Origin of the sequence: Massilia phyllostachyos, from assembly GCF_021044825.1 — a bacterium.
In the GTDB taxonomy this organism is placed as follows: domain Bacteria; phylum Pseudomonadota; class Gammaproteobacteria; order Burkholderiales; family Burkholderiaceae_D; genus Telluria; species Telluria phyllostachyos.
Map to the genome: position 1 here is coordinate 112,381 of NZ_JAJNOC010000006.1, position 23,367 is coordinate 135,747.

19 protein-coding genes are annotated in these 23,367 nt (G+C 66.1%); 8 read left to right on the forward strand and 11 right to left on the reverse strand.

Annotated elements, in window-relative coordinates:
- The first annotated feature begins 7 nt into the window (after positions 1-7).
- From LQ564_RS17790 to LQ564_RS25910, 4 genes are all read left to right on the forward strand, one after another.
- Positions 8-1,051 (forward strand): type IV pilus twitching motility protein PilT, encoded by a 1,044-nt coding sequence (locus LQ564_RS17790; protein WP_231059456.1) that lies wholly within the window; start codon positions 8-10, stop codon positions 1,049-1,051.
- A 12-nt stretch (positions 1,052-1,063) separates the two neighbouring features.
- On the forward strand, positions 1,064-2,200 hold the full coding sequence (locus LQ564_RS17795) for a PilT/PilU family type 4a pilus ATPase (protein ID WP_231059457.1): 1,137 nt from the start codon (positions 1,064-1,066) through the stop codon (positions 2,198-2,200).
- Between the two features lie 99 nt (positions 2,201-2,299).
- Complete coding sequence (locus LQ564_RS17800) at positions 2,300-3,202, forward strand: MerR family transcriptional regulator (RefSeq protein ID WP_231059458.1); 903 nt, start codon at positions 2,300-2,302, stop codon at positions 3,200-3,202.
- A gap of 272 nt (positions 3,203-3,474) precedes the next feature.
- The gene (locus LQ564_RS25910; protein WP_272492111.1) at positions 3,475-5,139 is read left to right on the forward strand and encodes a methyl-accepting chemotaxis protein; all 1,665 of its coding nucleotides are present in this window, start codon (positions 3,475-3,477) and stop codon (positions 5,137-5,139) included.
- A gap of 3 nt (positions 5,140-5,142) precedes the next feature.
- Here LQ564_RS25910 and LQ564_RS17815 read toward each other — a convergent pair whose 3' ends face one another.
- Positions 5,143-6,015, reverse strand: a complete 873-nt coding sequence (locus tag LQ564_RS17815) for an alpha/beta hydrolase (RefSeq protein ID WP_231059459.1) — start codon at positions 6,013-6,015, stop codon at positions 5,143-5,145.
- A 247-nt stretch (positions 6,016-6,262) separates the two neighbouring features.
- On the opposite strand from LQ564_RS17815, the gene LQ564_RS17820 reads away from it, so the two are divergent.
- Positions 6,263-8,671 carry a TonB-dependent receptor plug domain-containing protein gene (locus tag LQ564_RS17820; protein WP_231059460.1) on the forward strand — a complete coding sequence of 803 codons (2,409 nt, stop codon included), beginning with the start codon at positions 6,263-6,265 and terminating at the stop codon, positions 8,669-8,671.
- Positions 8,672-8,702: 31 nt separating this feature from the next.
- On the opposite strand, the gene LQ564_RS17825 is transcribed toward LQ564_RS17820, so the two are convergent.
- Positions 8,703-9,392: a pentapeptide repeat-containing protein gene (locus tag LQ564_RS17825; protein ID WP_231059461.1), complete on the reverse strand. Its 690-nt coding sequence runs from the start codon at positions 9,390-9,392 to the stop codon at positions 8,703-8,705.
- Between the two features lie 142 nt (positions 9,393-9,534).
- Entirely contained in the window at positions 9,535-11,877 is a 2,343-nt protein-coding gene (locus LQ564_RS17830) for a TonB-dependent receptor domain-containing protein (protein ID WP_231059462.1), read from the reverse strand.
- 169 nt (positions 11,878-12,046) lie between these two features.
- On the opposite strand from LQ564_RS17830, the gene LQ564_RS17835 reads away from it, so the two are divergent.
- Entirely contained in the window at positions 12,047-12,526 is a 480-nt protein-coding gene (locus tag LQ564_RS17835) for a glutathione peroxidase (RefSeq protein ID WP_231059463.1), read from the forward strand.
- Positions 12,527-12,575: 49 nt separating this feature from the next.
- On the opposite strand, the gene LQ564_RS17840 is transcribed toward LQ564_RS17835, so the two are convergent.
- The 5 genes from LQ564_RS17840 to LQ564_RS17860 form a co-directional block, all read right to left on the reverse strand.
- Positions 12,576-14,624, reverse strand: a complete 2,049-nt coding sequence (locus LQ564_RS17840; RefSeq protein ID WP_231059464.1) for a glycoside hydrolase family 97 protein — start codon at positions 14,622-14,624, stop codon at positions 12,576-12,578.
- Between the two features lie 108 nt (positions 14,625-14,732).
- Positions 14,733-15,047 carry a hypothetical protein gene (locus tag LQ564_RS17845; RefSeq protein WP_231059465.1) on the reverse strand — a complete coding sequence of 105 codons (315 nt, stop codon included), beginning with the start codon at positions 15,045-15,047 and terminating at the stop codon, positions 14,733-14,735.
- 47 nt (positions 15,048-15,094) lie between these two features.
- The gene (gene glcF, locus LQ564_RS17850) at positions 15,095-16,321 is read right to left on the reverse strand and encodes a glycolate oxidase subunit GlcF (RefSeq protein WP_231059466.1); all 1,227 of its coding nucleotides are present in this window, start codon (positions 16,319-16,321) and stop codon (positions 15,095-15,097) included.
- Between the two features lies 1 nt (position 16,322).
- Positions 16,323-17,363, reverse strand: coding sequence for a glycolate oxidase subunit GlcE (glcE, locus tag LQ564_RS17855; RefSeq protein WP_231059467.1), 1,041 nt, complete (start codon positions 17,361-17,363; stop codon positions 16,323-16,325).
- A gap of 2 nt (positions 17,364-17,365) precedes the next feature.
- Positions 17,366-18,859, reverse strand: coding sequence for an FAD-linked oxidase C-terminal domain-containing protein (locus LQ564_RS17860; protein WP_231059468.1), 1,494 nt, complete (start codon positions 18,857-18,859; stop codon positions 17,366-17,368).
- Positions 18,860-18,941: 82 nt separating this feature from the next.
- On the opposite strand from LQ564_RS17860, the gene LQ564_RS17865 reads away from it, so the two are divergent.
- Both LQ564_RS17865 and LQ564_RS17870 read left to right on the forward strand, forming a co-directional pair.
- A complete protein-coding gene (locus LQ564_RS17865) occupies positions 18,942-19,496 on the forward strand; it encodes a cob(I)yrinic acid a,c-diamide adenosyltransferase (RefSeq protein WP_231059469.1) in 555 nt (184 codons plus the stop codon).
- 8 nt (positions 19,497-19,504) lie between these two features.
- Positions 19,505-20,197, forward strand: coding sequence for a 2OG-Fe(II) oxygenase (locus LQ564_RS17870; RefSeq protein ID WP_231059470.1), 693 nt, complete (start codon positions 19,505-19,507; stop codon positions 20,195-20,197).
- A 72-nt stretch (positions 20,198-20,269) separates the two neighbouring features.
- Here the strand turns inward: LQ564_RS17870 and dxs are convergent, their stop codons facing one another.
- Genes dxs through LQ564_RS17885 form a run of 3 tightly spaced genes read right to left on the reverse strand, consistent with a single transcriptional unit; the run spans position 20,270 to position 23,277 of the window.
- On the reverse strand, positions 20,270-22,141 hold the full coding sequence (gene dxs / locus LQ564_RS17875; RefSeq protein WP_231059471.1) for a 1-deoxy-D-xylulose-5-phosphate synthase: 1,872 nt from the start codon (positions 22,139-22,141) through the stop codon (positions 20,270-20,272).
- A complete protein-coding gene (locus LQ564_RS17880; RefSeq protein WP_231059472.1) occupies positions 22,142-23,035 on the reverse strand; it encodes a polyprenyl synthetase family protein in 894 nt (297 codons plus the stop codon).
- Entirely contained in the window at positions 23,032-23,277 is a 246-nt protein-coding gene (locus LQ564_RS17885) for an exodeoxyribonuclease VII small subunit (protein ID WP_231059473.1), read from the reverse strand. Before LQ564_RS17885 ends, LQ564_RS17880 begins: the two co-directional genes overlap by 4 nt.
- Between the last annotated feature and the right edge of the window lie 90 nt (positions 23,278-23,367).

Here is a 23,367-nt window from a genome sequence, read left to right on the forward strand (position 1 = left end):
ATTATAAATGGACATCTCTGAACTGCTCGCCTTCTCCGTTAAAAACAAGGCATCCGACCTGCACCTCTCCGCCGGCCTGCCGCCGATGATCCGCGTGCACGGCGACGTGCGCCGCATCAACCTGCCGCCGCTCGAGCACAAGGACGTGCACGGCATGATCTATGACATCATGAACGACGGCCAGCGCAAGCAGTACGAAGAGGTGCTGGAGTGCGACTTCTCGTTCGCGATTCCCGGCCTGGCGCGCTTCCGCGTCAACGCCTTCAACCAGGAACGCGGCGCTTCCGCCGTGCTGCGTACGATTCCGTCGAAGATCCTGTCGCTGGAAGAGCTGAACGCGCCGAAGATCTTCGCCGAGCTGGCCCTGAAGCCGCGCGGCCTGGTGCTGGTCACCGGCCCCACCGGTTCGGGCAAGTCGACCACGCTGGCCGCGATGGTGAATCACCTGAACGAGAACGAATACGGCCACATCCTCACCATCGAGGATCCGATCGAATTCGTGCACGACTCCAAGAAGTGCCTGATCAACCAGCGCGAAGTCGGCCCGCACACCCTGTCCTTCAACAACGCGCTGCGCTCGGCGCTGCGCGAAGACCCGGACGCGATCCTGGTCGGCGAACTGCGCGACCTGGAAACCATCCGCCTGGCGCTGTCGGCGGCGGAGACCGGCCACCTGGTGTTCGGCACCCTGCACACCTCCTCGGCCGCCAAGACCATCGACCGTATCGTCGACGTGTTCCCGGCCGAAGAAAAGGAGATGGTGCGGGCGATGCTGTCGGAGTCGCTGCAGGCCGTGATTTCGCAGACCCTGCTCAAGACCAAGGACGGCTCGGGCCGCGTGGCCGCGCACGAGATCATGATCGGCACCCCGGCGATCCGCAACCTGATCCGCGAAGCCAAGATCGCGCAGATGTACTCGGCCATCCAGACCGGCAGCAACGTCGGCATGCAGACGCTCGACCAGAACCTCACGGACCTGGTGCGCCGCAACGTGATCTCCAGCAGCGCCGCCCGTTCGGCCGCGAAGATCCCCGAGAACTTCCCAGGTTAAGGAGCGCGCACGATGGAACGCGACCAGGCATCCAAGTTCATGTTCGACCTGCTGCGCCTCATGACCAGCAAGGGCGGCTCGGACCTGTTCATCACCGCCGGCTTCCCGCCGGCGATCAAGATCGACGGCAAGATGACGCCGGTGTCGAGCCAGGCCCTGACCGGCTCGCACACGGCCGACCTGGCGCGCGCCATCATGAACGACAAGCAGGCCGCCGGCTTCGAACTCTCGAAAGAGGCGAACTTCGCGATCAGCCCCGGCGACCTGGGACGCTTCCGCGTCTCGGCCTTCATGCAGATGGGCTGCGTGGGCATGGTGCTGCGCGTGATCACCACCACCATCCCGAAGTTCGAAGACCTCGACCTGCCGGCGACGCTGAAGGACGTGATCATGACCAAGCGCGGCCTGGTCGTGATGGTCGGCGCCACCGGCTCGGGCAAGTCGACGACGCTGGCGGCGATGGTCGGCTACCGCAACGAGAACAGCTACGGCCACATCATCACCATCGAAGACCCGGTGGAGTTCGTGCACCCGCACCGCAACTGCGTGATCACCCAGCGCGAAGTCGGCGTCGACACCGACAGCTTCGAAGCGGCGCTGAAGAACTCCCTGCGCCAGGCGCCGGACGTGATCCAGATCGGCGAGATCCGCGACCGCGAGACCATGGAGCACGCGATCGCCTTTGCCGAAACCGGCCACCTGTGCCTGGCCACCCTGCACGCCAACAGCGCCAACCAGGCGCTGGACCGCATCATCAACTTCTTCCCCGAAGAGCGCCGCCAGCAGCTCTTGATGGACCTGTCGCTGAACCTGAAGGGCCTGATCTCGCAGCGCCTGATTCCGAAGAAGGAAGCCAAGGGCCGCGTGGTGGCGATGGAGATCCTGCTGAACTCCCCGCTCATCTCGGACCTGATCTTCAAGGGCGACGTCCACGAGATCAAGGAGATCATGAAGAAGTCGCGCGAACTGGGCATGCAGACCTTCGACCAGGCGCTGTTCGACCTGTACGAGGCGGACAAGATCTCGTATGAAGACGCGCTGCGCAATGCGGACTCGGTGAACGACCTGCGCCTGAACATCAAGCTCAATTCCAAGAACGCCAAGAACCGCGATTTCTCGGCGGGGATCGAGCAGCTCGGCATCGTCTGAGCCGTCGCGCCGCGAGGGAGGGGTGGCCGCGGCCGTGCGCCGCGCCCACCCCGTTTTCTTTTATCGTAGGGCCATCGCCATTTCGCCAGGAACGACGGCTTGAGCCCCCCTGCCCCTCCGGCGCCAGGCGTGGACCTGACGCCCATTACCGACGTCGAACGCCTGACCGGCATTCGCCAGGCCACCCTGCGCGCATGGGAACGGCGTTACGGTTTCCCCCGTCCGCTGCGCGACAGCCACGGCGAACGCGTCTACCCGCCGGACCAGGTCGAGCGCCTGCAGGCGGCGCAGCTCCTGATCCGCGCCGGCGTACGCCCCGGCCAGATTTTCGCGGGCGCCATCCCCTCCGTCCTGCAGCCGCCCGCGGCCGGCGCGCCTTCTCCCGAGCAGCAGGAGCTGATCGCGCTTGTCCGGGACTATCGCGTGGCCGACCTCCATGCGCGACTCCTATTGCGCCTGATGGACCACGGCCTGCGCCGCTTCATTACCGCATTCCTGGCGCCGCTGGCGCTGGCGCTGGAGGCGGCGTGGCGCGCAGGCGCGCTTCCACTGCGCTCGCTACGCTTGTTCCGCCAGCTGGCGAGCGCCTTCCTGCAGGCCAGGCTGGCGACCGTACGCAGCGCCCGCGACGGCTGGCCCAGGGCGGTCCTGGCCGCCATCGGGGACGATGCCGATCCGCTCGAGGCCATCATGGCCGAAGTGATCCTGGCGTCCCTCGAAGTGGACTGCATTCCGCTGGGCGGCGGCATACCGCCGCAGGAAGTCGCGGCCGCGGCCGCCGATACGGGGGCGGCCATCGTCCTGCTGTACCTGGGCGCGAGCTTCCCGCGCCGCAGCCTGAAAAGGACCATCGCCTCCCTGCAGGCCGGCCTCGGTCCGGACGTCGCGCTGTGGATAGGCGGCGCCGGTGCGCGCATGGCCGCAACACCGTCCGGCGTCCTGCTGCTGCCCTCACCCGACGCCATCGAAGCCGCGGTACTGGCACGGCGCGGCAAGGCCTGACAGCAGCCGCAAAGGGGACTTTGTTGTAAATCACAAACATCTTTGTGAATCGTCACGCGCATCGAATGCGGACGTTTGTGTTGAACAAAGCGGCAGACAAGCGATGCGTATGGTTCATGTGGAGATACTTGTACTGTACAAGCAACAATGTGACATATATTGTTGATTTTGTATCATAAATATTTCCCATTGGAATCAATACTCGAGGCTGCTATGGTTTGAGGACCGCACGCAGTCATGCGCGCATCCGACGATCTCTATAGGAATCACCCATGTTCAATCGAATGAAGGTCGGCACCCGCCTCCTGGCCGGCTTCCTTACCCTGGCCATGCTCGGCGCCGTGGTCGCCGCCATCGGTATCTACAATATGTCGCAAATGAACGACCGTACCGACCGGCTGTACAAGCGCGAACTGCTCGGCATTTCCCACGTCAAGGAAGCGAACATCAACCTGGTGCTGATCGGGCGCGCCCTGCGCAACGTGATGCTGGCCTCGACCGAGCAGGACCGCCGCGCCGCGGCCGCGGCCATCGACAAGGCCCGCAGCGCCCTGCAGCGCAACCTCGACCAGGCCCGTCCCCTGTTCTTCTCGGAGAACGGCAAGCGCATGTTCGCCGAGGTCGACCGCGGCATGCGCGACTATGAGGCGGTGGTCGGACAGGCCGTGCGGCTGGCCGAGACCGAAGGATTGCAGGAAAGCCGCGCCGCGGTGGACTACCTGCTGGCCACCGTCGCCCCCAGGTCGAACGCGATCGACGATCGCATGAGCGAACTCACCCGCATCAAGGAAGCGAACGCGCACACCGCCGCGCAGGACGCCGATTCGCTGTACGCCGCGAGCCGCGCGATGATGCTGGCGCTGGTGGCCGGCAGCGTCTGCGCCGGCATCGGGCTGGGCGTGCTGATCACTCGCGGCCTGACGCGCCAGCTGGGCGGAGAGCCGGCCTACGCCGCGGGCATCGCCAGGCGCATCGCCGACGGCGACCTGACGATGGAGGTGGTCCTGCGCCCCGGTGACGGCGACAGCATGCTGGCCGCCATGAAGACCATGCGCGACAGCCTGGCGCGGATCGTCGGCCAGGTGCGCAGCGGCACCGAGACCATTGCGTCCGCCTCGGGCCAGATCGCGATCGGCAATATGGACCTGTCCTCGCGCACCGAGGAGCAAGCCAGCTCGCTGGAAGAAACCGCCTCCTCGATGGAAGAACTGACCTCGACCGTGCAGCAGAACGCGGACAACGCGCGCCAGGCCAACGCCCTGGCCGCCACCGCCTCGCAGGTCGCGGAGCGCGGCGGCATGGTGGTGTCGCAGGTGGTCGATACCATGGCATCGATCAACGCGTCCTCGAACAAGATCGTCGACATCATCGGCGTCATCGACGGCATCGCCTTCCAGACAAACATCCTCGCGCTGAACGCCGCGGTGGAGGCGGCGCGCGCCGGCGAGCAGGGCCGTGGCTTCGCGGTCGTGGCATCCGAGGTGCGCACCCTGGCCCAACGCTCGGCCGCGGCGGCAAAGGAGATCAAGCTCCTGATCGACGATTCGGTGGCCAAGGTCGACGCCGGCGCCAGGCTGGTGGACAGTGCCGGCGCCACGATGGACGAAGTGGTCGCCAGCGTACGCCGCGTCACCGACATCATGGGCGAGATCAGCTCGGCCAGCCTGGAACAGAGTTCGGGCATCGAGCAGATCAACACGGCGGTGGTCCAGATGGACCAGGTGACCCAGCAGAACGCTTCGCTGGTCGAGGAAGCGGCGGCCGCCGCCGAATCGCTGCAGGAGCAGGCGGCCAGGCTGGCCGGGCTGGTGGCGGTGTTCAAGCTCGGCGGCGAAGCGCCGGCAAGCGCGCCCGCCGCATCAATGCGCCGTGCAGCGCCGGCCACGCGCCTGGCCGCACCGGCGCTAGCGCTCCAGCCGAATTTCAGCCCCCGCTGAAGTTCATCCCGCGCCGGCCCCCAGGCCGGCGCGTTTCGATGCCGGCAGGTGCTGCCGGATCCACTGCGTCGTATCCATCAGCACCTCTTCCTTGCCGTAGTCGTTCAGCAGGTCATGGTAATGCCCCTCGTAGAGCCTGAGGGTCTTGTCGGACGAGCCCGCGTTCTTGTAGAAGAACTCGCTGCCGGCCGGCACCGTGGCCTTGTCGACCGTGCCGTGCATGATCAGCACCGGCAGCGTGATCTGCCCGAATTCCCTTTCCAGCCGCTCGTCGGCGCGCACCAGCGCCGCCACCGTGCCGGCCGGCTGCACCTCGCCCGCGATCAGCGGATCGGCGCTCAGCAGGCGCACCGGTTCCGGGTCGCGCGAAAAATCCTCGTTGTGCAGCTTCAGGACCTTCAGGTTCGGCGCCACGTGGCTCAGGCCCTTGATCAGCGAGAGCACGATGCCGGGCGCCGGCACGCGGAAGGCGAAGCTCTCGCAGATCAGGCCGTCGATCTCGGCCTGGTGCTCGAGCGTATACACGCAGGACACCACGCCTCCCGCGCTGTGCCCGAGCAGGAACACCGCCAGGCCCGGCTCGCGCGTCTTGGCCAGGTCGATCAGGGTGGCGAGGTCGCCCACGTACTCTTCGATATCCCTGACCTGGAACCGTTCGCCGCTCGACAGGCCGCGTCCGCGCAGGTCGAGCGCGTAGACCGCGAAGCCCTTGTCGGCCAGCTGCCGCGCGGTCCAATCGTATTGGCCGCTGTGCGAATTGACGCCGTGGCAGATGGCGACCAGGGCGGTGGGCGGCCCGTCCGGGCGCCAGCAGCGGAAGAAGATCTGGTTGCCGTCCTTGCCTGCGACGGTTTCCTCGCTGGGAGCGTTCGCCATGACAATCTCCGTTCGGTAACAGCGGCGCGCAGGCCGCAACCACACCAGATTACGGAGTTCTTGCGCCTTCCCGAAGGCTGGTCACTTACTTTTTGACGCAGCGCAAAACTTTGTCAGTTCCTTATCGCTGATGCATAAGCATAGGACGAATCAGTATTTCTGTTGCAACGCAGCGACTGGTAATCTTGCCTCCCCTTCCGGCTGCCGTAGCGCCGCTGTTTACCATGCAAGAACACCAAGAGAAACCATGAGCTGCAAGCATCCCGTTCCCAATCCATCCCGCGCCGTCCTCGTGCTCGGCCTGATCGCCTCCAGTATCGCCCCCATCGCTTCCGCCCAGGACGCTCAACCGCAAGGCCCCGCCGCCGTGGAGCAGACCGTCGTCGTCACCGGCACCCGCTCGCTGAACCGCCGCACCCTCGATTCCGAGTCGCCGGTCGACGTCATCGGCAGCAAGGAGCTGCTGAGCACCGGTTCCGGCGAACTCGCGACCGTGCTGTCGCGCCTCCTGCCGTCGATGAACTTCCCGCGCCCGAGCGGCGCCGACGCCAGCGACGCGGTGCGTCCGGCCCAGCTGCGCGGCCTGTCGCCGGACCAGACCCTGGTGCTGGTGAACGGCAAGCGCCGCCACACCTCGAGCGTCGTCAACGTCAACGGCACCCTGGGCCGTGGCTCGGCCCCGGTCGACCTGAACGCGATCCCGCTGGCCGCGATCGAGCGCATCGAAGTGCTGCGCGACGGCGCCGCCGCCCAATACGGCTCGGACGCGATCGCCGGCGTGGTCAACATCATCCTGAAACGCGGCGCCGAAGGCGGCGAAGCGGAAGTCGTCTACGGCCAGTACGACAAGGGCGACGGCGAGCAGGCCACCGTGCGCGCCTCGACCGGCGTCAAGCTGGGCGACGACGGCTGGCTGCGCGTGGCGGTGGAAGCCGCCGACCGTAACTTCACCAACCGTTCTTTCGCCGATCCGCGTCCCGCCGCCGGCCCGCGCCAAGGCACCATCACCCAGCGCTACGGCGATCCGGACAGCCGTCCGCGCACGCTGTTCGTCAACAGCCAGGTGCGCATCAACGACGACATCGACTGGTACGCCTTCGCCAACTACGGCAAGCGCAAGACCTCGTCCGCCGCCAACTTCCGCACCGCCTTCACCAATGATAGCCAGACCACGCTGCGTTCGCCCCTGTATCCGGAAGGCTTCCTGCCGCTGCTGGACAGCACCTCGACGGACGCCTCGATCGTCACCGGCCTGCGCGGCGAGCTGGCCGGCTGGCGCTGGGATGCGAGCCTGAACCACGGCCGCAACCGCTTCGAGCTGGACGTCGCCAATACCGTCAACTACAGCCTGGGCGCCACCAGCCCGACCCGCTTCTACGCGGGCGAACTGACCTCGACCCAGAGCCTGGCCAACCTCGACATCGCGCGCGAATTCCCGGTCTCCTTCATGAAGGGCCCGCTGACCGTGGCGCTGGGCCTGGAAGCGCGCCACGAGTCGTACGAGATCGGCGCAGGCGAAGCGAATTCGTATTTCGGCACCGGCGCCCAAGGTTACTCGGGATTCCGCAGCGACGACGCCGGCAAGAACAGCCGCAACAACAAGTCGGCCTACCTGAACCTGGAAGGCGACATCACCGACCAGCTGTCCGGCGCCTTCGCGCTGCGCCACGAGCGCTACAGCGACTTCGGCAACACGACGTCCGCCAAGGCCTCGGCACGCTACAAGTTCACCCCCGAGTTCGCGCTGCGCGGCACGGTGTCGAACGGCTTCCGCGCGCCGTCGCTGGCCCAGTCCTACTACACGATCACGACCACCAACACCCTGCTCGTGAACGGCACCAGCGCCCTGGTCGAAACCGGCACCTTCCCGGTCGGCAGCGCCGCCGCGACCCTGCTCGGCGCCCAGCCGCTGAAGGCAGAGAAAGCGCGTAACTTCAGCATCGGCGCGCAATGGCAGCCGACCCGCAACTGGACCACCACCGTCGACCTGTACCGCATCGACATCGACGACCGCATCGTGTTCTCGTCGAACCTGCAGCTGGCGAACGCCCCAGCCCTTGGCAGTGCGCTGGCGAACCGCGGCGTGTACGTGGGCGCGGCGCGCTACTTCACCAATGCGGTCGATACCCGCACCAAGGGCGTGGACGTGGTCAGCACCTACCGCCTGAACCTGGCGGGTGGCAGCCGCGCCGACCTGACGCTGGCCTACAACCACAACGACAACGATGTCGAGCGCGTGGCCGCTTCGCCAGCCGTGCTGTCGGAACAGAAGCTGCTGCTGGTGGACCGCCAGACCGTCAACCGCCTGACCGTCGGCTCGCCGAAGGACAAGCTGAGCCTCTCGGGCGACTACACGCAAGGCGCTTGGGGCGGCCGCGCCGCGGTGACCCGCTACGGCAAGTTCACCGTGCCGCAAAACGACGCGTCGCTGGACCAGACCTACGATCCGCAATGGGTGCTCGACCTGTCCGCCAGCGTGCGCTTCGCCAGCCAGTGGCGCCTGACCGCCGGCATCGACAACGTCACCAATCGCTATCCGGCGCAGGTGACCTCGCGTTCGAACCTGAACGTGAACGGCACCCAGCCGTACAGCGTGTGGGCGCCGAATGGGTTCAACGGGCGTTATTACTACCTGAAGGCTGGCTATACCTGGTAACTGCGCTGGTAATGTGAGATGACGTCGCCGCTCAGGCGACGTTCAGCCCCATCGACCGCACCATCTCGGCTGCCTGGCGCGTCGAGATGGTGGCGCCGGCGAACTGCTTCGCGTTCGCCAGTTTCAATCCTCCCAGGTCGGCCTCGCGCAGGTCGGCGCCCTCGAAACGCGTGTCCTTGATATGGGCGTCGCGCAGGCTGCCACCTTCGAACACGGCTTCGCGGAAGTCGCAGCCCGACAGGTCCGCGTCCGCAAAATCCAGCTCTTTCAGAACCGCCTTGCGGAAGGACATGCGGCGCAGGTCGGCCCCGACCAGCAGCGAATCTTCGAAGCTCAAGCCGAGATGGCTGGTTTCTTCGAAGCGGGCGCCGGTCAGCTTGCAGCTACGGAAGGTGCACGACGCCAGCCGCGCGCGGCGCCAGCTGCTGTTGTTCAGGTCGGAGGATTCGAACAGCGCGTCGACCAGGTCGGCGGATTCGAAATCGGCGTGGCCGGCGCGGCAGCGTTGCCAGCGAGTGCGGGCGAGTTTCGCGGCGTAGAGGGAGGTTTCGAGCAGCTGGCAGTTGCGGAAGACGGCGTCCTGCAGGTCGAGGCGCGAGAGGTCGGTGGTAGAGAGGTCGCAGTCTTCGAATACCAGCAGGTGGCCGAGGTCGAGGGAGGATTCAATGGCGGCACGCGTCGGCGCTTCGCGATTGAAGGTAGTGGTCTGACGTGCATTCATGAATTGTTAGCCCAAAAACCGTCACCCCGGCGAAGGCCGGGGTCCAATTTTGCACGCGTATCGACTGCTCAACGAAATTGGGCACCGGCCTTCGCCGGTGCGACGGTCTTGGGGGTAACGGTATTAACCAAGTCGCTGTCGATCAGCGGCCAGGACCGAAGCCGCCCCCACCCGGACCAGGCCCACCGGGACCGCCAGGACCGCCCGGCCCCATGAACATCGGCCGGCGATTCCCCGCATTCCCGAAGCTGCCGAAGCGATACGACAGTCCCACATACGCCATCCGCCCGCCGAAGCGGCGGATGCTGTACTCGCGCAGCACGTCGGTCTCGGTGATCGACTCCGACTTCTGCGAATCGAACAGGTCGTTCACGTTGACGACCAGGCTCATTGCCGGCGACAGGTTGTGGCGGTAGCTGAAGTCGGCGGTGCGCACCGGCTGGCGGTAGCCTTCGCCGAACAGGGTCTTGCCTTGGGCGTTGAGCATCAGCTGGAAGAAGTTCGCCTGGTTCATCTGGTAGGCGATGCGCGCGCGGCCGCTGATCGAGGTCGCGGAGCGCTTGTCGTCCAGCACGCTGCCGAGCACCGTCTGTTCCGAATAGCCGATGTTGCCGTTCACGTTGAGGCTGATCTTGTCGGTCGCCTTGCCGCTGAAGTTGAACTCGATGCCGCCCGAACGGCTGCTGCCGGCGTTCTCGCGGGTGGTGAGCAGCACGTCGTTGGCCAGCAGGAAGCGGCGCTCGGAGATCAGGTCGCTCTCGCGGCGGGCGTAGGCGCGCACGGCGGTGTCGACCTTGCCGATCTTGGTCTCGACGCCCAGTTCCAGCGAGTCCGAATTGGTCGGCTGCAGGTTCGGGTTACCCGAGGAGATGTTCAGTTCGTCGCGGTAGACGACGAAGGGATTCAGTTCGCCCGCGTTCGGACGGCGGATGCGGTGCGCGTAGCTCAGGCGCAGCGTGGTGTCGTCGGAGAGGCCATAGGTGACGAAGGCGCTCGGGATCATGTCGAAGTAGTGGTTCTTCGCATGGATATTGGTGGTCACCTGGTCGATGTCGAGATCCGCGTACTCCGCGCGCAGGCCGCCCTGCACGCCCCACTTTTCGTTCACGCGCCACTGGTAGCTGCCGTACAGCGCGTAGGTCATGTCCGTCAGCTCGAAGCGGTTGGTGCGCTGCCGGTTGACGCTCTCGGCGCCGCCGGCGCCGATGTCGAAGAAGGCGTTGTCGAAGGTGCTCTCGTTGCGTGCCACCTTGTAGCCCAGCCTCATCACGCCGTGCGCGCCCGGCAGCTCGTAGTCGCCGGTGAAGTCGGCGATGCGGGTTTCGTTGTCGCCGTTCTGGCGGCTGTTGGCCGCGCTGGCGTTCCGCGGGCGCACCGTGTAAGCGGTGTTATAACGCGCATCGCTGTCGCCATCGTTGCCCGACAGGCGCAGGTCCATCTTGAAGGTCTCGCCCGGCTTCTCGCCCTTGTGGTCGAGGCGCGCGCCCACGCTGTAGTTGCGGTTCTTGTTCTCGCGCTGGGTCATGCGCTGGTATTCGCTGTCGACCACGCCGGCCGCGCTGACGCTGCGATAGCGCTCGCCCGAGTTGCCGTCGTTGGTGTTCTCGCCGAAGTTGACGGTCGCGCCCACCACGTCCTTGTCGCCCCAGTTGTAGTTCAGGCCCGCGTTGAAGCCGACCGAGTCGGTGTTGTTGCGGCCGGAGCTGGTCTGGGTGCTGCTGGTGACGGCGCCGGTGACCGGGTCGATGCGCTCGCGGCGGGTCTCGCCGCTGTTCTCGCGGAAATCGTGACGGCGGTAGGCGGCGCCCTGCATGCTGAAGCGGCCTTCGTTGTAGCTGCCGAAGGCCGACGTGTTGTAGCGGCCCGACTGGCCGACGTTGGCGTTGATCGCGCCGAAGCCGCCCGGGGTGCGTTCGCGCCGCATCACCAGGTTCAGGATCGGACCGCCGCCGCCTTCGTTGCCGAACTGCGCGCCCGGGTTGTTGATGACTTCCACCGACTCCAGGTCGGCCGCCGGGATCGCATTGATCGCGGCGGCGCGGTTATCGCCCTGGAACATGGCCGACGGCTTGCCGTCCACCAGGATCTGCACATTGCTGCGGCCGCGCAGCGTCACGTTGCCGTCCGGGTCGACGCCCACCGACGGCACCTTGTTCAGGGTGTCGGCCACGGTGTCGTTCGAGCTGGCCGGGTCCGACTTGACGTCGTAGACCTGGCGGTCGATGCGGTTGGTGGTCTTGTTGGCGGTGACGTTCACGGTCGATACCGCGGTGCCGCCGGCGGGCGGTGGTGCCGGGGTCTGCGTCTGCGTCACGACTTGCGGCGCCGGCTGCGTGGACTGGGCCGGGGCCTGGGCTGGCGCGGGTGTGGTCGGCTGCGATGTTTGCTGGGCGCTGGCCGCAAGCGGCACGAGGAAGGCGCCGGCGACGAGGCGAGCGATCAGGGACTGGCGGGGGCGGTATGCAAGCGGACGTGGCGTAGACATGAAAGAGTTGTTAGACAGTGAAGGCGAGCGATTGTCGCACGCCCGCTTCTTAATGTTTGTAACAAAAGATAACAAGGCTGGATGACATGCATATGACTGGCATATGCGTCATAGGGAGGTTTGCCCTACACTGCGGTTTGATTAACCAAACTTTACACAGGGCCCGACCATGAACGTATTCGATTTCAGCGCCAACTCCCTCAATGGCCAGCCGGTCAACCTGGAGCGCTTCCGCGGCCAGGTGCTGCTGGTCGTGAACACCGCCAGCGCCTGCGGCTTCACGCCGCAGTACAAGGGACTCGAGGAGCTGCACCGCCAGTACGGCGCGCGCGGCCTGGCCGTGCTGGGCTTCCCGTGCAACCAGTTCGGCAAGCAGGAGCCGGGCACCGAAGAGGAAATCGGCGCCTTCTGCGAGAAGAACTACGGCGTGACCTTCCCGATGTTCGCCAAGGTCGACGTGAATGGCGACGAGGCGCATCCGCTGTTCAAATTTCTGAAAGAGGAAAAGCCGGGGGTGCTGGGGACGGAAGGAATCAAGTGGAACTTCACCAAGTTCCTGGTGGGGCGCGATGGGGAGGTGGTCAAGCGCTATGCGCCGCAGACCGCGCCGGCGGATATCGCCGACGATATCGAAAAGCTGCTGGGGTGATGTAACGTGGGCGGAAAAAACCGCCCACGTTCTGCGAAACCAAGCCGCGTTATTTCTGCGGCACCAGGCGAATCGCCTGGCCGCCACCCGGCGCGAGGCGCAGCTGCAGCGTATCGCCCGCAGTGACGGTCTTCGTTTCCGTCACCAGGTCGAAGCGGCGCGCGCTGCGGTAGTCGGCGTTGTCGCCATCGCGGTAGATCTCGGCCGTATAGCGCTTGCCCTTGTCGAGGAAATCCAGCGCCAGCGGCAGCGTGCGCCCTTCCCCGTCGGTCACGGCGCCGACGTACCAGCCGTCGCCATGACGGTCCTTGCGCGCGATGGTCACGAACTTGCCCACTTCGCCGTTGACCACGCGGGTGTCGGCCCAGTCGGTCGGCACGTCCCTGATGAACTTGAAGGCCGCCGGGTACTTGTCGTAGTTCTCCGGCAGGTCGGCCGCCATCTGGATCGGCGAGTAGACCACCACGAAGTTGGCGAGCTGCTTGGCCTGGGTCGAGTTGAAGGTCTTGCCGTCCGCGCCGACCAGGCTCAGGACGCCCGGCGTGTAGTCCATCGGGCCGCTCAGCATGCGGGTGAACACCAGCTTGGCCTCGTGGTCCACGCTGTTGGGCGGATTGCCCCATGCGTTGTATTCGACGCCGCGCGCGCCTTCGCGCGTCAGCCAGTTCGGGTAGGTGCGGCGCAGGCCGGTGTCCTTGACCGGTTCGTGGGTGTCGATCGACAGCTTGTACTTGGCCGCTTCGGTGACGGCCTTCAGGAAGTGGCGCACGCCCTCCTGCGAATCGTAGTGCCCGTAGACCGGCTTGCCGTCGCGGCCCGGGAACAGCGCGCTGCCCGCCTCGTGCACATAGCCCGACTTGATGCTGTCCACGCCCAGCTGCGCATACAGTTTATAGGCCGCGTCCATCTGCTTTTCGTAGGCGACGATGTTGGCGCCGGTCTCGTGGTGGCCGATCAGGCGCACGCCTTTCGACTTGGCGTAGGCGGCGAGGCCCGGCAGGTCGAAATCGGGATACGGCTGCGTGAAGCTGAAGTCGGCGCCGCCGTGGCCCCAGTTGCTTTCCCAGCCCTTGTTCCAGCCTTCCACCAGCACGCCGCGCATGCCGTTCTTCGCGGCGAAGTCGATGTACTTCTTCGTGTTGGCGGTATTGGCCGCGTGGTTCGGGCCGTAGTTCCAGGTGCCGCTCTGCAGGTGCATCTGCCACCACACGCCGACGAACTTCGAGGGCTTCACCCACGCCACGTCGCCCAGCCTGTTCGGCTCATTGAGATTGAGGACCAGGTCCGACATGTACAGGCCGGCCGCGTTGTCCGCGATCTGCAAGGTACGCCACGGCGTGGTGAAGGCGCCTTCGCGCACCACGGCCGGGCCGCCCGGCGACGGCGCCAGCATGGCGCGCAGCTTCTGGCCGTCGACCTTGCGCAGCCACATCGACGCGTAGTCGACCAGCGCCGCTTCGTGGAAGGCGATGTGGGTGCCGTCGTCGAGGCGCACGGTCAGCGGCGTGTTGGCGATGCCGATTTCCTTCAGCGGCGCTTCGCGGATTTCTTCTTCGAGGCCCGGCAGCTCGGCGGCCGGGATCCACCAGGCGGTGGCCGGGCTCTTCACGTTGAATTCGGTCAGCTCGTCGATGATCTCGGCGACCGGCAGCTGCTTCTGCGCCGGGAATTCATAGCGGAAGCCGACGCCGTCGTCATAGATGCGGAACACCACGGCGAGCTGGCGCCCGGCCTGCTCTTTCTGCTCGAGGTCCACGCGCAGCTCGCGGTAGCGGTTGCGCACGAACTGGCGCTCGCCCCATGGCTGTTCCCAAGTGCTGTCGTGCATGCTCACGGCCTGCTTGCGCAGGCTGAAGCCGCCATCGAGCTTGCGCGCGTTGGCCAGGTTGAAGCCGAGGCGCGAGGCGGAGATGATCTCCTTGCCGTTGCGCTGGATGGTATAGGCGAGCTTGCCCATGCCGTCCTTCTGGACTTCGACCTTGATGACGTCGCCGGGTGAAGCAGCGCGGGCGATGACTTCTTGCGCCCATGCTGGCAGGGCGAACAGGCAGGATGCGGCCAGGGCGGTGGCCAGCGCGGCGGGACGGCGGGCGAACATCGGGTCTCCTTGTATTTATCAACGAAACGGTAGCAAAACTACCGCCCATACGGATGAGCACCCACATCTTATGACAAAAAGATGTAGTTCGACTACCAGAACGGTGAATCAGCGGGTCTGTATCCAGGCGGCGCCGTGGGTCGTGCAGGCACGGTTGACGTTCTCGAGGAAGCGGATCGCCTCGCCCTGCGACAGGCGCGGGGGCATCAACTGGGACAACGAGGCGTCTTCCGTGACGCGGTCGAGGCCATGGGCGATGGCGCGCGAGACGTCGCGCGCCGGCTTGCCGTCGCTGTTGTAGAGCGCATCGTAGACGCCGATGGCTTCCCAGACCGGCACCAGGCCGGGACTGGTCGAGTCTTCGAAGACGACGGCGGGCGGGCGGCCTTCGTCGTCGCGGATGAGTTGGAATACGAAACTCACGGTGAACCTCTGAAATCGGACAGGCCGCCAGTATAGGGCAGCCGCCATCAGGCCAGCGCCCGGTCGATCAACTCGATCCAGTGCGTAACCGGCGTGCCGGTGCCCGACTGCAGGTGCGTCATGCAGCCGATGTTGGCCGACACGATCACCGATGCTCCCGTCGCCTCCAGGTTGGCCAGTTTGCGGTCGCGCAGCTCGTGCGCGATCTCGGGCTGCAGCACCGAATAGGTGCCGGCCGAGCCGCAGCACAGGTGGCTGTCGGCGCAGAGCTGGACGTCGACGCCGGCGGCGCGCAGCAGGGTTTCGACCTTGCCGCGGATTTGCTGGCCGTGCTGCAGCGTGCACGGTGGATGCCAGGCGATGCGCTGGTCCACCCTCCCCACCAGCTTGCTCGGCAAGGTAGCTTCGAACTCGACCAGGATTTCGGACAGGTCGCGCGTCAGCATGGAGATGCGGCCGGCCTTGGCGGCATAGTGTTCGTCGTGCGCCAGCAGGTGGCCATATTCCTTGACCGTGACGCCGCAGCCGGAGGCGGTCATCACGATGGCCTCGACCTCGCCTGATTCCACGTACGGCCACCAGGCATCGATATTGCGGCGCATGTCGTCCAGGCCGGCCGCCTGGTCGTTCAGGTGATAGCGCACGGCGCCGCAGCAGCCGGCCTTCGGCGCGGCCATCAACTGGATGCCGAAGGCGTCGAGCACGCGCGCGGTGGCGGCGTTGATGTTGGGCGCCATCGCGGGCTGCACGCAGCCCTCCAGCACCAGCATCTTGCGCGCGTGGGTGCGTGTGGGCCAGGTACCGGCGCTGCGCGCGGATTGCAGCTTGTCCTGCAGGGTCTTGGGCAGCAATGGGCGCACCGACAGGCCGGCGCGGTAGGCGCGCTTGTACAGGCTTGTGCGCGGCAGGACTTCCTTGAGCGTGGTGCGCTTGACGCGGTCGGCGAAGGGGCGCGGCACGCGCTCGTCCACGACGCGCCGGCCGATGTCGACCAGGCGGCCGTACTTCACGCCCGACGGGCAGGTCGATTCGCAGTTGCGGCAGGTGAGGCAGCGGTCCAGGTGCAGCTGGGTCTTGCGGGTCGGCGCGGCGCCTTCCAGCACCTGCTTGATCAGGTAGATGCGCCCGCGCGGGCCATCGAGTTCGTCGCCCAGCAGCTGGTAGGTCGGGCAGGTGGCGGTGCAGAAGCCGCAGTGCACGCAGGCCTGCAGGATGGCTTGCGCTTCCTTGCCGTCCGGGGTGTCGCGGATGAAGTCGGCGAGATTGGTTTGCATGTCAGAACATCCGTCCCGGATTGAAGATGTGCGCCGGATCGAAGGAGGCTTTCAGGCGTTCGTGGATGCGCGCGACGGCCGGGGCCAGCGGCTGGAAAACGCCGCAGGATTTGTCGCCGCCGCGGAACAGGGTCGCGTGGCCGCCGGCGGACGTGACGCTGCGCCGGATGCTGGTGGCGTCGAGGTCGGTGCGCAGCCAGCGCTGGGCGCCGCCCCATTCGATCAGCTGGGTGCCGCCGAGGGCCAGCGGCGCGGCGGTCGACGGCAGCGACAGGCGCCACAGCGCGCCCTCGCCCCCAAAGAAGGGATGCTGCTGTTCGCGGATGCTGGCCCAGAAGCGCCAACAGTTCGGCACGATCTCGCCACCGATCAGGCGCAGCGCCGCATCGACCGCCGCCTGGGCGCCGGACAGGCGCAGGCATAGCTGGCCGTTGTGCCAGCAGCTGGCGGAGACCGGCAGCGGCTGGCCGCCCCATTCGTTCAGCTTGCGGATGGCGTCCAGCTCGCCGATCTCGAGGCGCAGCGTGGTTTCGGCAAAGGAGCGCGGCAGCACCTTGACCGAGACTTCCAGCAGCAGTCCGAGGGTGCCGAGCGAGCCGGCCAGCAGGCGCGCCACGTCGTAGCCGGCCACGTTCTTCATGACCTGGCCGCCGAAGCGCAATACGTCGCCCTTCCCGTCGAGCAGCTTGGCGCCGAGGACGAAGTCGCGCACCCCGCCGCTATTGGCGCGGCGTGGGCCGGCCAATCCTGCGGCGATCGTGCCGCCGATGGTCGCATCAGGGCCGAAATGCGGTGGCTCGAAGGCCAGCATCTGGTTCTGCTCTGCCAGCAGGGCCTCGATCTCGGCCAGCGGCGTGCCGCAGCGCGCGGTGATCACCAGCTCGGTCGGCTCGTAGTCGACGATGCCGCTGTAGCCGCGGGTGTCGAGGATCTCGCCATCGAGGCGCTGGCCGTACCAGTCCTTGGTGCCGCCGCCGCGGATGCGCAGCAGCGTCTTGTCGCTTGCCGCAACGCGCACGCGTTCCTGGAAATAGTCGATCATGGTCAGAACCTCGGCAGCTCGGGAAAAGGCAGCGCGCCGCCATGCACGTGCAGCTTGCCGAATTCGGCGCAGCGGTGCGGGGTCGGAATCGCCTTGTCCGGGTTGAGCAGCATGGGGACGTCGAAGGCGCGCTTGACCTCGAAGAAGGCGTCGAGCTCCTTGCGGCCGAACTGCACGCACATCGAATCGATCTTCTCCATGCCCACGCCGTGTTCGCCGGTGATGGTGCCGCCGACTTCGACGCACAGGGCCAGGATCGCGGCGCCGAAGGCTTCGGCGCGTTCGAATTCACCAGGCTGGTTCATGTCGAACAGGATCAGGGGATGCATATTGCCGTCGCCGGCGTGGAAGACGTTCGAGCAGCGCAGGCCGAAGGTTTGTTCCATCTGCTCGATGCCCTGCAGGACGCGCGCCAGCTGCTTGCGCGGGATGGTGCCGTCCATGCAGTAGTAGTCGGGCGAGATGCGGCCCGCCGCCGGGAAGGCGTTCTTGCGGCCGGACCAGAAGCGCATGCGCTCCGCCTCGCTCTGCGACACCGCGATCGCGGTCGCGCCGGCGCCTTCGAAGACGGCCGTCATGCGTGCGATTTCTTCCGCCACCTCGAGCGCGGTGCCGTCGGCCTCGCACAGCAGGATGGCGGCGGCATCCACGTCGTAGCCGGCGTGCACGAAGGGCTCGACCATGCGCACCGAGGTGCGGTCCATCATTTCCAGGCCCGCCGGGATGATGCCGGCCGCGATGATGCTGGCTACCGCATTGCCGGCGGTGATAACGTCGCCGAACGAAGCCATGATCACCTGGGCCACGGCGGGCTTCGGGACCAGCTTGACGGTGACTTCCGTGACGACACCCAGCATGCCTTCGGAGCCGATGAAGACGGCCAGCAGGTCCAGGCCCGGCGCATCCAGCGCTTCGCTCCCGAGCTCGATGATCTCGCCCTCGATCGTCGCCACGCGCACGCGCAGCACGTTGTGGACGGTCAGGCCGTATTTGAGGCAGTGCACGCCGCCCGAGTTTTCGGCGACGTTGCCGCCGATGGTGCAGGCGATCTGCGAGGACGGGTCGGGCGCGTAGTACAGGCCGAACTGCGCTGCCGCCTCGGAGATCGCGAGGTTGCGCACGCCCGGCTGGACCACGGCGGTGCGCGCATAGGCGTCCACCTTGACGATGCGATTCAGGCGCGCGGTCGACAGCACCACGCCGTCCGCGATCGGCAGCGCCCCGCCCGACAGGCCGGTGCCGGCGCCGCGCGGGACGATCGGCACCTTCAGTTCGCGGCATACCTCCAGGATCTCCAGCACCTGCTCTTCGCTGGTGGGCAAGGTAACGATCATCGGCAGCTGGCGATACGCCGCCAGGCCGTCGCATTCGTAGGGACGGGTGTCTTCGGGATCGGACAGGACGACCGAATTTGCCACATGCGCCGGCAGGCGCGCGCGCAGCGCGCCCGCCACTTGGCGGCGCCGTTCGGCCGGAACGGAAATGGGGGTGGTCATTCCGCCAATTGTAGGCACAATCGCCAGGTTTTGGCGTATGCTCGCCCTATCGTTTTTTTAACATATTGCATAAGGCAGCATCATGGGCAACCGACTCTCCAAAATCGCGACCCGCACCGGCGACGACGGCAGCACCGGCCTGGGCGACGGCAGCCGCACCCAGAAGGACAGCGCCCGCATCCACTCGCTGGGCGAGGTCGACGAACTGAATTCCTTCGTGGGCCTGCTGCTGTGCGAAGAGATGCCGGCCGACCTGCGCGAAGAGCTGATCTCGATCCAGCACGACCTGTTCGACCTGGGCGGCGAGCTGTGCATCCCCGGTTACGAGATGATCAAGGACGAGCACGTGGCGCGGCTGGACGGCCTGCTCGAGAAGTACAACGCCGACCTGCCGATCCTGAAGGAATTCATCCTGCCGGCCGGCTCGCGCGCCGCGTCGCTCGCCCACGTCTGCCGCACCGTCTGCCGCCGCGCCGAGCGCAGCATCGTGGCGCTGTCGCATGCGGAACAGATTCGCCCGCACCCGCGCCAGTACGTGAATCGCCTGTCGGACCTGATGTTCGTGCTGGCGCGCGTGCTGAACCGCTTCGCCGGCGGCAGCGACGTGCTGTGGCAGCACGAGCGCAAGCGCGGCTGATCTTTTATATGGACGACTTCATCGGGGTGTATGACGGGGCGCTGTCGGCCGAGCAGTGCGATGCGATCCGGGCGCGCTTCGATGCGAGCGGCAAGGTGGCGCGCGGGCGGACCGGGAATGGGGTGGATATCAGCAAGAAGGACAGCTACGACCTGACCATCAATGGGCTGGCGGAGTGGGATGACGTGGGAGCACTGCTCACGCAGACCATGGCGCGGTATCTGGCGCAGTATATGGATCGGTATCGGATGCTGTTGATCGGGGCGTTGTCGCCGCAGGTGGCGCATCCAGAGACGGGCGAGCCGGTCACGCTGTCACTTGATAATTTTTCGGAGTTCGGGACGCCGAATATCGTGGAGCTGATGCAGTCGATTTATCGGGTGGGGCACGTCAATCTGCAGAAGTATGTGCAGGGGTCGGGTGGGTATCATCACTGGCATTCGGAGATCTATCCGCAGAATGCGAGTTGCGAGACCTTGCATCGGGTGCTGTTGTGGCAGTTTTACCTGAATGATGTGGAGGATGGCGGGGAGACGGAGTTTCTGTACCAGTCACGCAAGGTGGAGGCCAGGAAGGGGCGGCTGGTGATTGCGCCTGCGGGGTTTACGCATACGCACAAGGGGCATGTGTCCCGTAGTGGAGACAAGTATATTGCGACGTCGTGGATTCTGTTCCAGCGTGCCGAAGCGATGTTTGGCTGATATGCCCTCGCGACTTCGGAGAGAAACTTGGGTTCCCGCGAAGGCGGGAACCCAAGTTTGCGTGAAGACCGATCAGCTGTTATTGACGACCAGGCGAGGCTCACCCGCAGCGAAACGCGCTCGAATCGACGCCACAATCCCTTTGGCATCTAGACCAACCGACGCCAGCAGCGCCGCCGGATCACCCTGATCGATGAACTTGTCCGGCAACCCCAGATTCAGCACCGGCTTCGCAATCCCCGCCGCCGCCAGCGCTTCCATCACCGCCGCACCCGCACCGCCCATCACGCAGCCCTCTTCCACCGTCACAAGGTAGTCGTGGTCCTTGGCCAGCCGCTTGACCAGCTCCACATCCAGCGGTTTCACGAAGCGCATGTTAGCGACGGTCGCATTCAGCTCCTCGCCCGCCGCAATGCTCGGCGCCACCATCGACCCGAACGCCAGGATGGCAATGCCCTTGCCCTCGCGCCGCACCACGCCCTTGCCGATCTCGATCGAGCTCAGTTCCGGCTGGATCGCCGCGCCGATGCCGGTGCCGCGTGGGTAGCGGATCGCGGCCGGACCAGGATAGTGGTAACCCGTGGTCAGCATCTGGCGGCACTCATTCTCATCCGACGCAGCCATGACGACCATGTTCGGAATGCAGCGCAGATAAGCCAAATCGTAGTTGCCGGCATGCGTCGCGCCATCCGCGCCCACCAGACCCGCGCGGTCCAGCGCGAACGTCACGTCCAGGTTCTGCAGCGCCACGTCGTGGATCAGCTGGTCGTAGGCGCGCTGCAGGAAGGTCGAGTAGATCGCGACCACCGGCTTCATGCCTTCGGTGGCGATGCCGGCGCCGAACGTCACCGAGTGCTGCTCGGCGATGCCGACGTCGAAGTAGCGTTCCGGGTACTGCTGGTGGAAGCGCACCATGCCCGAGCCTTCGCGCATCGCCGGCGTGATGCCGACCAGGCGTTTATCTGAAGCCGCCATATCGCACAGCCAGTTGCCGAACACTTCGGTGTAGGTGATCTTGCTCGGCGCGGTGGCCGGCTTGATGCCCTCGGTGGGGTTGAACTTGCCGGTGCCGTGGTACAGGATCGGCTCGGCCTCGGCCAGCTTGTAGCCCTGGCCCTTCTTGGTCACCACGTGCAGGAACTGCGGGCCCTTGAGCTTCTTGATGTTTTCCAGCGTCGGGATCAGCGAATCCAGGTCGTGGCCGTCGATCGGGCCGATGTAGTTGAAGCCGAACTCCTCGAACATCGTGGCCGGGACCACCATGCCCTTGGCGTGTTCTTCGAGTTTACGCGCCAGGTCCAGCACGGGGCCGGGCAGCACGCTCTTGCCCACGTTCTTGGCCGCGGCGTAGAACTGGCCGCTCATCAAACGCGCCAGGTAGCGATTCAATGCGCCGACCGGCGGCGAGATCGACATGTCGTTGTCGTTCAGGACCACCAGCAGGTTGCAGTCGTCCTCGACGCCGGCGTTGTTCAGGGCCTCGAAGGCCATGCCGGCGGTCATGGAGCCGTCGCCGATGACGGCGATCGCGTGGCGGTCCTCGCCCTTCAGCTTGGCCGCGGCGGCCATGCCGAGTGCAGCCGAGATCGAGGTCGACGAGTGGGCGGTGCCGAAGGTGTCGTATTCGCTTTCGTCGCGCTTCGGGAAGCCCGACAGGCCGTTCAGCTGGCGCAGGGTCGGCATGCGTTCGCGGCGGCCGGTGAGGATCTTGTGCGAGTAGGTCTGGTGGCCGACGTCCCACACGATGCGGTCGCGCGGGGTGTTGAAGACGTAGTGCAGCGCGATGGTCAGTTCCACCGTGCCCAGGTTCGAGGACAGGTGGCCGCCGGTCTTGGAGACGGAATCGAGCAGGAACTGGCGCAGCTCGGTGGCGAGCGGGGTCAGTTGCGTGCGCGGGAGCTTGCGCAGGTCCGCGGGGTCGTTGATGGTCTCTAGCAGGTTCATTTATGCCTTCCGCTGCACGATCAGGTCCGCGAGTTCGCGCAGCCGCTGTGCTTGTTCTCCGAATGGCGCCAGCGCATCGTGCGCTTCACGCCGCAGTTGCTCGGCCAGTTCTTTCGACTGGTCCAGGCCAAGGATCGACACGTAGGTCGGTTTGTTGTCGGCCGCGTCCTTGCCCGCGGTCTTGCCCAGCGTGGCCGAATCGGCCGTCGCATCGAGCACGTCGTCGACCACCTGGAAGGCCAGGCCGATCGCTTTCGAATAGGCGCCCAGCGCTTCGAGCTCCGTCGGCGACAGATCCTTGCCGCACAGGGCGCCGAGGATCACCGACACGCGCAGCATGGCGCCGGTTTTCAATTGGTGCATGCGTTCGAGTTCGTTGCGCGTCAGCGCCAGGCCGACGCTATCGAGGTCGATCGCCTGGCCGCCGCACATGCCGGCCGAACCGGCGGCTTCGGCCAGGAGACGCAGCATGGTGACCTGGCGCGCCGCGGGCAGCGTATCGATGTCGGCCAGCGTCTGGAAGGCCTGCGCCTGCAGCGCATCGCCGACCAGCAGCGCGGTCGCCTCGTCGTAGGCCACGTGCACGGTCGGTTTGCCGCGGCGCAGGTCGTCGTCGTCCATGCAGGGCATGTCGTCGTGGACCAGCGAATACACGTGGATCATCTCGACCGCGCTGGCCACGCGCGCCACTGCCTGCGCGTCGCCGCCGAACAGGGCGGCGCTGGCATAGGCCAGCAGCGGGCGCACGCGCTTGCCGCCGCCGAGGGCCGTGTAGCGCATCGCTTCGTGCAGCTTGTGCGGGACCGCATCGGCGGCCGGCAGGCATGCCTCCAGCGCGCGCTCGACGTCCGCCTGCACGCCCTCCATCCAGGCCTTGAAATCCTGCGTGCTCATTGATCGCCCTCGTCGCCTTCCGAGAAGGGTTTCAGCATGTCGCCCTCGAGGACCTTGACCTGGGACTCGACCTTTTCCAGCTGGGCGGCGCAGTATTTCACCAGCTCGGAACCGCGCGCATACGCGGCCACCGAGGCTTCCAGCGGCAGCTGGCCGGACTCCATCTGCGAGACGAGCTGGGCCAGTTCGGCCATCGCGCCTTCGAAGGATTCGGGCGTTGCGCTGTTCGTAATATTTGACATAGCTATTGTGTAGGGACGCAAGAGTGCGCCAAGGGTCGGTCCAATCGCGTATTTTAGTCCAATCCAACCACAGGAGGGGCGCACATTGCA

Coding starts and splice junctions, on each gene's coding strand:
- LQ564_RS17790 (WP_231059456.1), top strand. CDS start 8: ATGGACATCTCTGAACTGCTCGCCTTCTCCGTTAAAAACAAGGCATCC.
- dxs (WP_231059471.1), bottom strand. CDS start 22,141: ATGAACCTGCTAGAGACCATCAACGACCCCGCGGACCTGCGCAAGCTC.
- LQ564_RS17835 (WP_231059463.1), top strand. CDS start 12,047: ATGAACGTATTCGATTTCAGCGCCAACTCCCTCAATGGCCAGCCGGTC.
- LQ564_RS17885 (WP_231059473.1), bottom strand. CDS start 23,277: ATGTCAAATATTACGAACAGCGCAACGCCCGAATCCTTCGAAGGCGCG.
- LQ564_RS17825 (WP_231059461.1), bottom strand. CDS start 9,392: ATGAATGCACGTCAGACCACTACCTTCAATCGCGAAGCGCCGACGCGT.
- LQ564_RS17865 (WP_231059469.1), top strand. CDS start 18,942: ATGGGCAACCGACTCTCCAAAATCGCGACCCGCACCGGCGACGACGGC.
- LQ564_RS17860 (WP_231059468.1), bottom strand. CDS start 18,859: ATGACCACCCCCATTTCCGTTCCGGCCGAACGGCGCCGCCAAGTGGCG.
- LQ564_RS17870 (WP_231059470.1), top strand. CDS start 19,505: ATGGACGACTTCATCGGGGTGTATGACGGGGCGCTGTCGGCCGAGCAG.
- LQ564_RS25910 (WP_272492111.1), top strand. CDS start 3,475: ATGTTCAATCGAATGAAGGTCGGCACCCGCCTCCTGGCCGGCTTCCTT.
- LQ564_RS17820 (WP_231059460.1), top strand. CDS start 6,263: ATGAGCTGCAAGCATCCCGTTCCCAATCCATCCCGCGCCGTCCTCGTG.
- LQ564_RS17830 (WP_231059462.1), bottom strand. CDS start 11,877: ATGTCTACGCCACGTCCGCTTGCATACCGCCCCCGCCAGTCCCTGATC.
- glcF (WP_231059466.1), bottom strand. CDS start 16,321: ATGCAAACCAATCTCGCCGACTTCATCCGCGACACCCCGGACGGCAAG.
- LQ564_RS17880 (WP_231059472.1), bottom strand. CDS start 23,035: ATGAGCACGCAGGATTTCAAGGCCTGGATGGAGGGCGTGCAGGCGGAC.
- glcE (WP_231059467.1), bottom strand. CDS start 17,363: ATGATCGACTATTTCCAGGAACGCGTGCGCGTTGCGGCAAGCGACAAG.
- LQ564_RS17795 (WP_231059457.1), top strand. CDS start 1,064: ATGGAACGCGACCAGGCATCCAAGTTCATGTTCGACCTGCTGCGCCTC.
- LQ564_RS17815 (WP_231059459.1), bottom strand. CDS start 6,015: ATGGCGAACGCTCCCAGCGAGGAAACCGTCGCAGGCAAGGACGGCAAC.
- LQ564_RS17840 (WP_231059464.1), bottom strand. CDS start 14,624: ATGTTCGCCCGCCGTCCCGCCGCGCTGGCCACCGCCCTGGCCGCATCC.